At 35.1% G+C, this 12684-nt stretch carries 12 protein-coding genes; 4 read left to right on the plus strand and 8 right to left on the minus strand.

What is annotated here, in order from left to right:
• Positions 1–281: 281 nt before the first annotated feature.
• The 4 genes from secA to ACIQ2J_RS03295 all read right to left on the minus strand — a co-directional run bounded on the left by secA (position 282) and on the right by ACIQ2J_RS03295 (position 5668).
• The gene (gene secA / locus ACIQ2J_RS03280) at positions 282–3623 is read right to left on the minus strand and encodes a preprotein translocase subunit SecA (RefSeq protein ID WP_396166671.1); all 3342 of its coding nucleotides are present in this window, start codon (positions 3621–3623) and stop codon (positions 282–284) included.
• Between the two features lie 115 nt (positions 3624–3738).
• Positions 3739–3960 carry a DUF2795 domain-containing protein gene (locus tag ACIQ2J_RS03285; protein ID WP_022828503.1) on the minus strand — a complete coding sequence of 74 codons (222 nt, stop codon included), beginning with the start codon at positions 3958–3960 and terminating at the stop codon, positions 3739–3741.
• Positions 3961–4175: 215 nt separating this feature from the next.
• Positions 4176–4745 (minus strand): cob(I)yrinic acid a,c-diamide adenosyltransferase, encoded by a 570-nt coding sequence (locus tag ACIQ2J_RS03290; RefSeq protein ID WP_396166673.1) that lies wholly within the window; start codon positions 4743–4745, stop codon positions 4176–4178.
• A gap of 224 nt (positions 4746–4969) precedes the next feature.
• A complete protein-coding gene (locus ACIQ2J_RS03295; RefSeq protein ID WP_396166675.1) occupies positions 4970–5668 on the minus strand; it encodes an ABC transporter ATP-binding protein in 699 nt (232 codons plus the stop codon).
• A gap of 153 nt (positions 5669–5821) precedes the next feature.
• Between ACIQ2J_RS03295 and ACIQ2J_RS03300 the strand changes: the two genes are divergently transcribed.
• On the plus strand, positions 5822–6130 hold the full coding sequence (locus ACIQ2J_RS03300) for a nucleotidyltransferase family protein (RefSeq protein ID WP_396166677.1): 309 nt from the start codon (positions 5822–5824) through the stop codon (positions 6128–6130).
• 19 nt (positions 6131–6149) lie between these two features.
• Complete coding sequence (locus ACIQ2J_RS03305) at positions 6150–7514, plus strand: T9SS type A sorting domain-containing protein (protein WP_396166679.1); 1365 nt, start codon at positions 6150–6152, stop codon at positions 7512–7514.
• A 2-nt stretch (positions 7515–7516) separates the two neighbouring features.
• Here the strand turns inward: ACIQ2J_RS03305 and ACIQ2J_RS03310 are convergent, their stop codons facing one another.
• The 4 genes from ACIQ2J_RS03310 to recF all read right to left on the minus strand — a co-directional run bounded on the left by ACIQ2J_RS03310 (position 7517) and on the right by recF (position 11046).
• A complete protein-coding gene (locus tag ACIQ2J_RS03310; protein WP_396166682.1) occupies positions 7517–8347 on the minus strand; it encodes an O-methyltransferase in 831 nt (276 codons plus the stop codon).
• Positions 8348–8358: 11 nt separating this feature from the next.
• A complete protein-coding gene (locus ACIQ2J_RS03315; RefSeq protein ID WP_396166685.1) occupies positions 8359–9033 on the minus strand; it encodes a DUF2461 domain-containing protein in 675 nt (224 codons plus the stop codon).
• A gap of 183 nt (positions 9034–9216) precedes the next feature.
• Entirely contained in the window at positions 9217–9912 is a 696-nt protein-coding gene (locus ACIQ2J_RS03320) for a thioredoxin domain-containing protein (protein WP_396166687.1), read from the minus strand.
• Positions 9913–9966: 54 nt separating this feature from the next.
• Positions 9967–11046, minus strand: coding sequence for a DNA replication/repair protein RecF (gene recF / locus ACIQ2J_RS03325; protein WP_396166688.1), 1080 nt, complete (start codon positions 11044–11046; stop codon positions 9967–9969).
• A gap of 144 nt (positions 11047–11190) precedes the next feature.
• Between recF and ACIQ2J_RS03330 the strand changes: the two genes are divergently transcribed.
• Both ACIQ2J_RS03330 and ribH read left to right on the plus strand, forming a co-directional pair.
• The gene (locus ACIQ2J_RS03330) at positions 11191–11985 is read left to right on the plus strand and encodes a tetratricopeptide repeat protein (protein ID WP_396166692.1); all 795 of its coding nucleotides are present in this window, start codon (positions 11191–11193) and stop codon (positions 11983–11985) included.
• 77 nt (positions 11986–12062) lie between these two features.
• The gene (ribH, locus tag ACIQ2J_RS03335) at positions 12063–12560 is read left to right on the plus strand and encodes a 6,7-dimethyl-8-ribityllumazine synthase (protein ID WP_396166695.1); all 498 of its coding nucleotides are present in this window, start codon (positions 12063–12065) and stop codon (positions 12558–12560) included.
• The last annotated feature ends 124 nt before the right edge of the window (positions 12561–12684 follow it).

Raw genomic sequence — 12684 nt, forward strand, 5'->3', positions numbered from 1 at the left:
TTTTAGCAGGAATTACCATAGCATCTTCTAGCATAAATCCTTTAGTTGCCTGAATATATTCATCCTCTTCGGGTAAGGAAGCAACTAAACTTTCAACTAGTTTATAAATATACATGCCTTTTTGATACAAAGGTAAGTCTTGGGTTTTATCTGATTTTGCCATATTTAAGGTTTTAAATTAATTAATCCTTTAATTATTAGATTATAAGAGAGTTAAAGTTAACAAAAAATCCCCAACTGCTTCACACAATTGGGGATTTAAAACTTATTTTAGAAAATTCTTATACTAAAACCCATTCGCCATTAGCAATCATGCTTTCGGCTTTTTTGAATTTCATAGTTTCGGTTTTTCCACTCATTACATGTTTGATAGTAACGGTATCGTTTCTATTAATTTTTGGTTGGTCGCGAACAATCGTTTCGGTTACTTGACGTTGTTGCGTTTGCCCAGCCTCTCTATTTTGCTCTGCAGCCGATTCACTATTTTGAATTTCTTCTTTAGATTCGGTATAGTTTTCTTTTCTTTTTACATCTTTAGCTTCCTGAATTGTATTTTGCTGCGGTAAATCGCCTTTGAACAAGAAAGAAATCACTTCTTTATTTACGCCATCCAACATGTTTCTAAACAATTTAAAAGCTTCTAATTTGTAAATAAGCAAAGGATCTTTTTGTTCGTGTACCGCCAACTGAACTGAAGTTTTCAATTCGTCCATTTTGCGTAAGTGTTTTTTCCAAGCTTCATCTACAATGGCTAAAGTGATGTTTTTCTCAAAATCAGCTACTAATTGAGTACCTTCACTATCGTAAGCTTTCTTTAAATCGGTAACTACATTCAACGATTTTATTCCATCGGTAAACGGAACAACAATTCGTTCGTATTGGTTGTTTGGATTTTTATAAACATCAGTAATGATTGGCATGGCCTCACGAGCACTACGAGCAGTTTTCTCAGAATAGTATTCCATTGCTGCTTTATACACTTTTCCAGTCAATTCCGTTTCGTTCATTTTATCGAAATCCGTGTAGGAAACAGGAGAGGTTATAGAGAAATAACGAATCAATTCAAATTCGAAATTCTTGAAATCATTAGTTGCTTTATTGTCGCCAACGATAACTTCACAAGTGTCGTACATCATATTGGCAATATCCAGTTTCAAACGTTCTCCATGTAAAGCATGACGACGACGTTTGTACACTACTTCTCTTTGGGCGTTCATAACGTCATCGTATTCTAACAAACGTTTACGAGTTCCAAAGTTATTTTCTTCTACTTTTTTCTGTGCTCTTTCAATAGATTTGGTCATCATCGAATGCTGAATTACTTCACCTTCTTTCAATCCCATTCGATCCATCACTTTGGCAACTCGTTCAGAACCAAAAAGACGCATCAAGTTATCTTCTAGAGACACATAAAATTGCGAACTTCCAGGATCTCCTTGACGACCTGCACGACCACGTAACTGACGGTCTACACGACGGGAATCGTGACGTTCGGTACCAATAATTGCTAAACCACCTGCTGCTTTCACTTCGGGAGTTAACTTGATATCGGTTCCACGACCAGCCATATTGGTTGCGATAGTTACTACTCCAGGTTTCCCTGCTTCGGCAACGATATCGGCTTCTTTTTTGTGCATTTTTGCATTCAATACGTTGTGTGCAACACCACGCATTTTCAACATTCGACTTAATAATTCCGAAATTTCCACCGATGTTGTACCAATTAAAACCGGTCTTCCAGATGCCGAAAGTTGTGTTACATCTTCAATAACAGCATTAAATTTTTCACGTACCGAACGGTAAATTAAATCTTCTTTATCGTGACGTGACATTCCTCTGTTGGTTGGAATTTCAACAACATCTAATTTATAAATTTCCCAAAGTTCTCCTGCTTCCGTTACGGCTGTTCCCGTCATACCGGCAAGTTTGCTGTACATACGGAAGTAATTTTGTAAGGTAATTGTTGCAAAAGTTTGAGTAGCAGCCTCAATAGTAACTTGCTCTTTGGCTTCAATAGCTTGGTGCAAACCGTCCGAATAACGACGACCATCCATGATACGACCCGTTTGCTCATCAACAATCATAATTTTGTTGTCCATGATTACATATTCCACATCTTTTTCAAAAAGGGTATAAGCTTTTAATAACTGCGTAAGGGTGTGAATACGTTCCGATTTGATTCCGAAATCTTGAAACAAATGTTCTTTGGCTTCCGCCTCAGCATCTTTATCTAATTTTTGTTTTTCGATGTTTGCAATTTCAGTTCCAATATCTGGAAGCACGAAAAATGTTGCATCGGTATCTTGCGACAAGAATTGAATTCCGTTATCGGTTAATTCCACTTGGTTGTTTTTTTCTTCAATTACAAAATACAAAGCTTCGTCAACAAGAGGCATTTTACGGTTGTTGTCGGTCATGTATTCGTTTTCCGTTTTTTGCAAAAGTTGCTTAATACCTTCTTCACTCAAGAATTTAATTAACGCTTTGTTTTTAGGTAAAGAACGGTAGGCTCTCAATAATTGGAATCCACCATCTTTAGAATTGCCTTCTTTGATTAATTTTCTAGCTTCCGATAAAAATCCGTTAGCCAATTGGCGTTGCAAGTTGTACAGATTTTCAATTTTAGGTTTCAATTCGTTAAATTCATGACGATCGCCATCTGGAACTGGACCAGAAATAATTAATGGTGTTCTTGCATCATCAATCAATACCGAATCGACCTCATCTACAATCGCATAATTGTGTTTGCGTTGCACTAAATCTTCTGGCGAATGCGCCATGTTATCTCTTAGGTAATCAAAACCAAATTCGTTGTTGGTTCCGTAAGTAATGTCGGCTTCGTAGGCTTTTCTTCGTGCTTCGGTATTTGGTGAATGGTTGTCAATACAATCTACTAGCATTCCGTGGAATTCAAATAAAGGTGCTTTCCAGGTACTATCCCTTTTAGCAAGATAGTCGTTCACGGTTACTAAATGCACTCCGTTACCGGTTAAGGCATTCAAATACAATGGAAGTGTAGCAACCAACGTTTTTCCTTCCCCAGTTTGCATTTCGGCAATTTTACCTTCGTGAAGTACAATACCACCAATTAACTGAACGTCGTAGTGAATCATGTCCCAAGTGATTTCTTTTCCGGCTGCATTCCATTGGTTAGCCCAATTAACTTGGTCGCCAACTAAAGTAATATAAGGCTTAGTAGCCGAAAGTTCTCTATCTTTTTCGGTAGCAGTAACGGTAATGATTGAATTGTCTTTAAAACGTCTTGCAGTTTCTTTAACCACAGCAAAAGCTTCTGGAAGAATTTCTAGCAATATTTTTTCTGAAATTTCGTAAGCTTCTTTTTCTAAAGTATCAATAGCATTATAAATATCTTCTCTTAAATCAATATCGGAAGTGTTTTCGGCTTCTTGTCTTTTGGACGCAATTTCGGCATCTTTACTGGCACGTGCTTGTTTTATCTTCGCTTTGAATTCGGCAGTTTTACCACGTAATTCATCGTGAGACAAAGCCATTAACGCAGGCTCTAATGCTTTAATTTTGGCTATATAAGGTTGTGTAGCTTTTACATCTTTTTCAGATTTATCGCCTACAAATGCTTTAAGTATGCTATTTATGAAACTCATAATTGGGTTTGTTTTATTTTTAATATTCCGAATCTTCAGAATTGGGCTAGGAATGCAAATTTAAACAAAAAAAAAGCCCCGAAGGAGACTTTTTTTCTGTGGTATTAATTATTTTTTAATATTCATCCTCGTTCCAAAGATAATCTTCGTCGGTGGGATAATCCGGCCATATTTCTTCCATTGATTCATATATTTCACCTTCGTCTTCAATAGACTGAAGGTTTTCTACAACTTCCAGGGGGGCACCTGCTCTAATAGCGTAGTCAATAAGTTCATCTTTGGTAGCTGGCCACGGTGCATCGCTTAAATAAGATGCTAATTCTAATGTCCAATACATCTGCTTTCGATTTTATAATTTATGCAAAAATAATTTTTTAACTGAAATAGTCAAGAAAAAAATGATTTATTTTTAATTAAAAGTTAAGAACGTGTGTTTTTAAATTCCAATTTTTAAGTTCCAAATTACAAAACACTTGATTTTACAAGGATTTATAACTGCTAGACATTGGAATTTGGAATTTTATTTTTTTTTTTGATTTTATTCAGAAAATTCTATTTTCTAGGTATCCATTGTACTTCGTCTGCTTGTAGGTCATGAGACAATTTCCGTGCCAAGACAAAAAGGTAGTCAGAAAGTCGGTTGAGGTACTTAATTACTAGTTCTTCGGTAGGTTCGATGTCATTAAGATGCACTGCTAAACGTTCGGCTCTACGGCATACGCAACGGGCAATGTGACAATATGACACAATAGTATGACCACCAGGAAGCACAAAATGTGTCATAACCGGCAAGGATTCTTCCATGGTATCCATTTCTTTCTCAAGATATTCTACATCCGATTCTAAAATGCCAAGGTTTTTCAATCTTCTTTCGCCACTTTTTAGTTTTTCATCTTCGGGTGGCGTTGCAAGAATGGCACCAACGGTAAAAAGTCGGTCTTGTACTTCTACTAATACATTTTTGTATAAGGGATTAATGTCTTGATCGCGAATTAAGCCAATGTGGGAGTTTAATTCATCAACGGTTCCGTAGCTTTCTATTCGGATATGGTGTTTGGAAACTCGGGTGCCACCATAAAGTGCTGTGGTTCCGGTATCGCCAGTTTTAGTGTATATTTTCATTTTAAGGTTCTAAGGTTCTAAGGTTCTAAGGTTCTAAGGTTCTAAGGTTGAAAGGTGCTAAGATACTTCCTTTTTTTGGAGATAACAAGTAAGCGAAATGCTGCCTAATTAGCCCCGATTGAGCCGATATCCTTGCGTAGTTTACGGAGCAAGATAAAGGCGAAAGCGGGAATTGCCTTTACGGATAAAGCCCTAACGATTCGCTCCTGAATATAACAATACTATTATAAATGGTTGGTATTTTGGGTGTCGCTTTCAATCATTCCATCGCGTAAACGGATGATTCTGTGGGCGTATTTGGCAATATCCTCTTCGTGAGTTACCAAAATTACGGTGTTTCCGGCAGCGTGAATGTCGCCAAAAAGTTTCATGATTTCTTCGGAGGTTTTACTATCAAGATTTCCCGTTGGTTCGTCGGCAAGGATGATGGAAGGCTTGTTGACCAAGGCTCGAGCCACGGCAACTCGCTGGCGTTGCCCTCCCGAAAGTTGGTTGGGTTGGTGGTCCATACGGTCGTCAAGCCCAACTTGTGTTAGCACTTCGGTGGCTCTTTTATTTCGGTCGGTTTTGGAATAACCTGCATAAATCATTGGCAGAGCAACGTTGTCTAAAGCGGTGGTTCTTGGCAAAAGGTTGAAGGTTTGAAAAACGAAACCTATTTCTTTGTTTCGGATTTCGGCTAGATCGTCGTCGTGCATTTGGGAAACGTCATTCCCGTTAAGGATGTAAGTTCCCGAGGTAGGTGTGTCCAAGCAGCCTAAAAGGTTCATAAGGGTAGATTTTCCGGAACCGGAAGGTCCCATTAATGCAACATATTCGCCTTTGTTGATTTGTAAATCGATGCCTTTTAAAACGTTGATAATTTCGCTACCTAAAACGAAGTCACGCTTGATGTTGGTTATGTTGATTAATGGATTTGCCATTGGGAATTGCGAAGTTTAAATTACGAAATAGGATTTCAGACTATAAAATTACAAAATGAAAGTTTAATTATGGTATAAGTAGGATTAAAATGATTTTTGTTACAATTTTTTTTATTCGACATAAATATTTAAATTTGGATAAAATTGCTTTGTATGCTAAATTCTAAAATAAAGAAACAATTGCCAATGGTTATTGAACTTTTAAAAAAGCACAAAATTAAGAGTGCTTTTGTTTTTGGTTCGGTACTAACTGATGCATTTAACGATGCTAGCGATATTGATTTTTTAGTAAATCTTGAGGATGGAATTGACCCAGTTGAAGCAGGAGGTCATCTGTGGGATTTAGAATATGAATTGCAAGATTTATTTGATAGAAAAATTGATTTATTGACCGAAAGATCTTTGAAAAACCCCTATTTTATTGCGGAATTAAATAAAACTAAATTTTCTATTTATGGATAATCGGTTAAATCAATCTAATATGAAAAAACATATCCTTTTAATAGTGCTTTTGAATTTATTTTATATTGGTAATGCGCAATGTTGGCAATCTGTTTCAGCGGGTATTTATACAACTTTAGGTATAAAAACGGATGGCACTTTATGGGCATGCGGAATTAATTGGAATGGACAATTAGGAGATGGCACCACAACGGATAAAAATTATTTTGTTCAGGTAGGCACAGATACTAATTGGAAGATGGTATCTTCTGGACAAAGTCATACCTTGGCAATAAAAATGGATGGGACTTTGTGGGCATGGGGTGGTAATATAACATGGCAACTGGGTGATGGTACTAATATAGATAAATTGATTCCAATCCAAATTGGTACTGCAAATGATTGGAAATTAATTTCTGCAACTTCATGGTCTAATTTAGCATTAAAGAATAATGGCACTTTGTGGGCATGGGGTTTTAATTCAGATTATGGACAATTGGGTGATGGAACTTTAATTAGTAAAAGTGTTCCTACACAAATAGGAGCAGCTACTGATTGGAAAAATATATCTGCTGGTTCAACCCATTCCTTAGCAATAAAAAATAATGGTACTTTGTGGGCTTGGGGAAATAATATTTATGGCCAATTTGGAAATGGGAATAATAGTAATTCTTATGTTCCAACTCAAGTTGGAACTGATACTAATTGGAATACTGCAACACAAGGTCAATATCATACGTTAGCTTTAAAAACAAATGGTACAATTTATTCTTCTGGGACTGGATATTTTGGCGCCTTAGCAAATGGCTCAACAATAAATTTGAATTTATTAACACAAATTGGAAATCAAAATGATTGGGTAAGTATAGGTGCTGGAGGTAATAATTCATTAGCAATAAAAAATAATGGTACTTTGTGGACTTGTGGTGAAAATATTTTTGGAATGATTGGTGATGGAACAACTATTCAAAGAGATGTTTTAACACAAGTAGGAAATTTAACTAATTGGCAATTTGCATCTACAGGTGCATACCATACTATTGGTTTAAAAACGGATGGTTCCTTATCTAGTTGGGGTTATAATTTTTATGGTGAATTAGGAGTCGGGAATAATTCAATCTCTTTAATTCCAATTTCTACTGCTTGCTTAACTATGGGTACCGTTAAAAATGAAATGGATAAATCATTTACGATTTATCCAAATCCGTCTAATTCTGTATTAAATATTATTTCAAATGAAAATGAAATAGAGAATTGTACTGTTATTGATTTGATGGGTAAAGTGATACTGCATCAAAAAAATAATTTCACTCAAATTAACGTTCAGAATTTGGAATCCGGGATTTATTTTGTTTCCGTAACTATTAATGGAATTACAAATTTTCAAAAGTTTATAAAGGAATAAAATCAAACCCGAATCACAAAATGCTCTTTCTTTTGTTCGATTCTAAAGAAAACAATTCCCCATTGAAAAGTGTCAATAGTTACGGTAACTTTGGGATGATTTTGAATAATTTCCCAAGTTTCCTCCATGTCTTTACTCCAATGTATATCATCAAAAATCCAAATGGAATCGTTGGTGATTGTTGGTAGTAAAAGTTCAAAATACTTTAGGGTTGCTTTTTTAGAATGGTTGCCGTCGAAGTATACGAGGTTGTAGGTTGTGGGTTGTGGGTTGTAGGATGTAGGTTGTAGGTTTTGGGTGGTGAGGTAACTTGAAAATTCCGTGTTTATAAAATCAATGTTGTTTAGATTTTGTATTTGACATTGATTTTTTGCAATTGCCATTGTTTTTGTACATCCTTCTAATGTGGTGATTTTTGCATTTTTATTTAGCTTCGCTCTGTTCGTCTTCGCCTCGAGTCCTAACGATAGGGCAGAAGTGGCTAATCCTAAAGAAGTTCCTATTTCTAAAATGGAGTTGGGTTGTAAATAGTTTGTAATTCTAAATAATAATTTGGCTCTTTTGGAGGAAATTCCTGCTGTTTTAGCAATTTGAGAAATTATTCTGGTAGTACTTTTGAACACCTTAGATCCAGCACCAAAATCGATAACTTCAATCGTTTCGTTATTTGCTAAAAGTGAATTTCTATAGGCTTTTAAAGTTGAATATTCGGTATATTTAGCAGTGTCATAAAAGCATTTCGTAACCAAATTATATACAAATGGCGAATGCACTCCGTGTTGGTTCTTGGAGTTCCATAAAAAGTTAAAATAAGATTTTAATGGGTGCAACATGCAATTGTAGGTTAATCTTCTGTTTCTAGCGCTCTACTTAAAAAGTCGTTTAGCGGTTTCAAGGCTATTAATTTTCTTGCAATTTTCTTGCTAAAATCGGTTTCCGAGAAAATAGTTTCTGAAATTTTATGGGAAGCCGTAAAACTTTTTAGTTTTAATAACTCAATTGCGGGATGGTTGGGATCAAAGTCTTTCGGGGCTTTCTTCAAAACATTATTTTCGCCACGATCCAATTGATTGAATTCTTTTTGGAAGTTTTTATTGGATACAATAGCCTCTAAATCATCATGAAAAAATTCAATTTCCTTACGGATTTGTTTAAGTTCACCTGCTTCCGGACACCAAACACCACCAGCTATGAAGCAGTTTCCGGTTTCAAAATGGATGTAATACCCAGGAGCATTTTTTCGGTTTTTGTCTTGCGACATCCAAACGCCCATATTGGTTTTGTAAGGCGATTTATCTTTAGAAAAACGAATATCCCGATTGATTCGAAAAGTGCAATTTTTCACTTCTAATGCCTCTAACGATTTGTCCAAAGGTTTCATTTCGGACAAAATAGAAGTAATAAAATTATGGTAGTCTTTTTTATAACTTTCGTACCGCTTTTTATTGGCATGCATCCACTCGGTATTGTTATTTGCAATTAATTCAGATAGGAATTGCAATGCTTCTTTTGTTATCATTTTTTTAATAAGTTTATGAGTTTAGAAGTTTATGAGTTTAGATAATTAACTTCAATTCGTTTTTTTAATATTAATGCTTTGAGTTTCCTACCTGAACTTCCGACTCCCATCTCCCATCTTCCATCTTCCATCTCCCATCTTCCATCTTCCATCTTCCATCTCCCATCTTCCCGCTTCCATCTTTTAAATCTTTTTCCTCAAATCTTCTTCCGATAAATATCCAAGGTGTCGCCAAACTTCTTTTCCATTTTCATAGATCAAGATTACGGGTAATCCGTCGATTTTCATTTCGTCTATCATCGATTTATTGGCATCGGCATCCAAACGTTCTATTTTTATTTTTCCTTTAAATTCTTCTTGCATTTGGATGAGGTAAGGCTCCATTTTTTTGCAAGGGCCACACCATTCGGCATAGAAATTAACGACTACTTTTTTATCGGAGTGTATTAGTTTGTCATAATCGGTAGCGGATATTCCAATTCGTTCGGTATTGGAAACACTAGTTTTTTCGCCCGTCCATTTCATGATACCGCCATCCAAATTGTAGATTTCTGTAAAGCCCAATTCTTTTAATTTAGATGCTGCTTCACTGCTTCTTCCACCAGCTTTGCAATATACAAAAATGGGTTTCGATTTGTCGTATTTCCCAGCGTCCGCGACAAAGGAATCGCCATTCCAATTACTATTTACCGCATTTTTTAAATGTTCTGCGCTGAATTCTTCTGGAGTTCTAACGTCTATTAATTGTGGGTTTTCCGTTGTTTTTAGTTTTTCTTCAAAAACTTTAGAATCCACAGTTTGAATTTCTTTGGAATTTTCTTTTTGACATCCTATTAATAGGAATAGCATTGCGACTAAAGAAACGATTTTTGTTTTCATGTGTAATTTTTTTGTCAAAATTAATTAAGTAAAAATAGAACAATGTAGCAAAAGTTACAAGTTAAATATTTTATAACTCTGGTGGGTTGTTTTTACAATGTTTTCAGTCCGTTCCGGATGGGTGTCCGATATAAATAATTGCCCAAATTCTTCCTGATTTACCATTTCTACAATTTTACTCACTCGGGTTTCATCCAATTTATCAAAGATATCATCCAAAAGTAAAATTGGTTTTTCTCCCGATTGTTTTTTTACAAATTCAAATTGCGCCAATTTTAAAGCAATTAAAAAAGACTTTTGTTGCCCTTGCGACCCAAATTTCTTAATTGGATAATTATCAATTTGAAACGCCAAATCGTCTTTGTGAATTCCAACCGAAGTATATTGTAAAGCTCGGTCTTTCGCCAAATTTTGTTCTAATAACGTTAAGGTGTCGTGTTCTAACAAATGGCTCTCATAAACTAATTGCACCGTTTCGCTAGAATCGGTAATGGTTTGGTGGTGCTTGTTAAAAATGGGTACAAATGCTTCAATGAATTGTTTTCTTTTTTCGAAAATAGTTTGCCCTAAACCATTCAATTGTTCGTTATAAATAGATAAAGTATCGTTATCAAAGACATGATTTAATGCAAAATATTTTAGTAAGGCATTGCGTTGGCTAAGGATTTTTTGGTACTGAATCAATCCTTGTAAATAGGAGGAATCCAATTGCGAAATCACGTTATCCATAAACTTTCTTCGGGTTTCGCTTCCTTCAATGATCAAATCATTATCGGCAGGGGAAATAATCACTAACGGAATAAATCCGATATGATCCGAAAATTTCTCATAAGGTTTGCTGTTTCGTTTTAGGATTTTCTTTTGTCCTTTTTTAAAACTGCTCACAATTTGTTCGATTCGTTCTGCTTTTTCAAATTCGCCATCGATGACAAAAAACTCCTCTTGGTGTTTAATATTTTGAACTGCAAGCGGATTAAAATAACTTTTTCCGTTGGCTAAATGATAGATTGCATCGAGCACATTTGTCTTTCCAACACCGTTTTTTCCAACAAAACAATTGATTTTGGAGTCAAATTCGAAGGTTGCTTCCGAAAAATTTTTATAATTGAATAAAGAAATTTTTTTTAAAAACATGTGTGATGGCTTACAAATACTACGAAAAGCAAAATTAATTTTCTACTTTTTTTAAGAGCGTGCAAATTATTGAAAAATATCGACAAAAATCGCTTTTAATTATCAATAAAAATTTTATTTTTGCACACACTAAATCAAAATTAAATGGCAACTTATAATAAAAGAGGTTACAAAGCACCAAAAGAAAAAGAAGAGAGATTAGATAATAATTTCATCGAAGATACACCAAATGTAGATGCAAAAGATAGTGTTACCGCTAAAGCTTTCGATACGTTAGATGAAAGTGCTTCTAAAATTGAAGACTGGGTTGCTGCAAACCAAAAATACATATTAGGTGCATTGACTGCTATAGTTGTAGTAACTGTTGGTTATTTGTCTTATCAAAAATTTGTTGCAGAGCCTAAAGAAGAAGAAGCTACTTCTGATTTATTTGTTGCACAACAAAATTTCCAATTGGCTGCAGATGCTACTAATCCTAAATCACAAGATTCATTATATACTTTAGTATTGAAAGGATCGGAAGGAAAACAAGGAGCAGTAGGTATTGCTGATCAATATGCTGGAACCGATTCTGGTAATGTTGCTAGTTATTATGCAGGTATTGCTAATTTGAATTTGAAAAAATACGATGTTGCAATTCAATACTTAGAGAAATTTACCTCTAAAGATTTTTTCTTGAGTGCAATTGCTACAGGTGCAATTGGTGATGCTTGGTCTCAGAAAAACGATGCTAAAAAAGCATTAGAATTCTACGAAAAAGCAGCAAGAATGAATACCAATGAATTTACAACTCCTAGATATTTATTCAAAGCAGGTCAAACTGCAATGGAATTAGGAAATAAAGCAGACGCTTTAAAATATTTCACAGAAATTAAAGATAAATACGAAGCAACTCCAGAAGCACAAAATATTGATGCTTTAATTGGAATGGCACAGTAATTAGTATTCAGTATTCAATTCTGTTAGCAATTTAATTGTTACTGAACACTGTAAACTGATCACTGAACACTATAAAAATGGCTACAGCGAATAAGAATTTATCCAATTACGATAAAAACACAATCCCAAATGCGAAAGATTTTCGGTTTGGGATTGTTGTTTCAGAATGGAACGACCACATCACCGAAGGGCTTTACAACGGAACTCTTGCAGCACTTTTAGATTGTGGTGCAGTACAAGAGAATATCATTCGTTGGAACGTTCCCGGAAGTTTTGAATTGGTTTATGGTGCGCAACGCATGATTGTTACTCAAAATGTTGATGTTGTAATCACTATAGGTTGTGTAATAAAGGGCGAAACGATGCACTTTGAATTTGTATGCGAAGGGGTAACCCAAGGTATTAAAGATTTGAATGTACAAACCGATGTGCCTGTGATATTTTGTTTGTTAACCGATAATAACGAACAACAATCTATTGACAGAAGTGGAGGAATCCACGGTAATAAAGGAACCGAAGCCGCCATTGCTGCTATTAAAATGGCAGAGTTGAGACGGGTTTCCGAAAAAGAGTAACGTTTTAAAACTTCAAAATATAAAACCTATTCCTAATCGAATAGGTTTTTCTTTTTTAGTACCTTCTTAACTATATTTACCAATAGTTTTTACTTAAATTTGCTAACTTTGTTTTCCTAGTACC

It is taken from the genome of Flavobacterium sp., assembly GCF_044357305.1.
In the GTDB taxonomy this organism is placed as follows: Bacteria; Bacteroidota; Bacteroidia; order Flavobacteriales; family Flavobacteriaceae; genus Flavobacterium.

Coding starts and splice junctions, on each gene's coding strand:
- ribH (WP_396166695.1), top strand. CDS start 12,063: ATGGCTACAGCGAATAAGAATTTATCCAATTACGATAAAAACACAATC.
- recF (WP_396166688.1), bottom strand. CDS start 11,046: ATGTTTTTAAAAAAAATTTCTTTATTCAATTATAAAAATTTTTCGGAA.
- ACIQ2J_RS03295 (WP_396166675.1), bottom strand. CDS start 5,668: ATGGCAAATCCATTAATCAACATAACCAACATCAAGCGTGACTTCGTT.
- ACIQ2J_RS03305 (WP_396166679.1), top strand. CDS start 6,150: ATGAAAAAACATATCCTTTTAATAGTGCTTTTGAATTTATTTTATATT.
- ACIQ2J_RS03285 (WP_022828503.1), bottom strand. CDS start 3,960: ATGTATTGGACATTAGAATTAGCATCTTATTTAAGCGATGCACCGTGG.
- ACIQ2J_RS03315 (WP_396166685.1), bottom strand. CDS start 9,033: ATGATAACAAAAGAAGCATTGCAATTCCTATCTGAATTAATTGCAAAT.
- ACIQ2J_RS03300 (WP_396166677.1), top strand. CDS start 5,822: ATGCTAAATTCTAAAATAAAGAAACAATTGCCAATGGTTATTGAACTT.
- secA (WP_396166671.1), bottom strand. CDS start 3,623: ATGAGTTTCATAAATAGCATACTTAAAGCATTTGTAGGCGATAAATCT.
- ACIQ2J_RS03290 (WP_396166673.1), bottom strand. CDS start 4,745: ATGAAAATATACACTAAAACTGGCGATACCGGAACCACAGCACTTTAT.
- ACIQ2J_RS03330 (WP_396166692.1), top strand. CDS start 11,191: ATGGCAACTTATAATAAAAGAGGTTACAAAGCACCAAAAGAAAAAGAA.
- ACIQ2J_RS03320 (WP_396166687.1), bottom strand. CDS start 9,912: ATGAAAACAAAAATCGTTTCTTTAGTCGCAATGCTATTCCTATTAATA.
- ACIQ2J_RS03310 (WP_396166682.1), bottom strand. CDS start 8,347: ATGTTGCACCCATTAAAATCTTATTTTAACTTTTTATGGAACTCCAAG.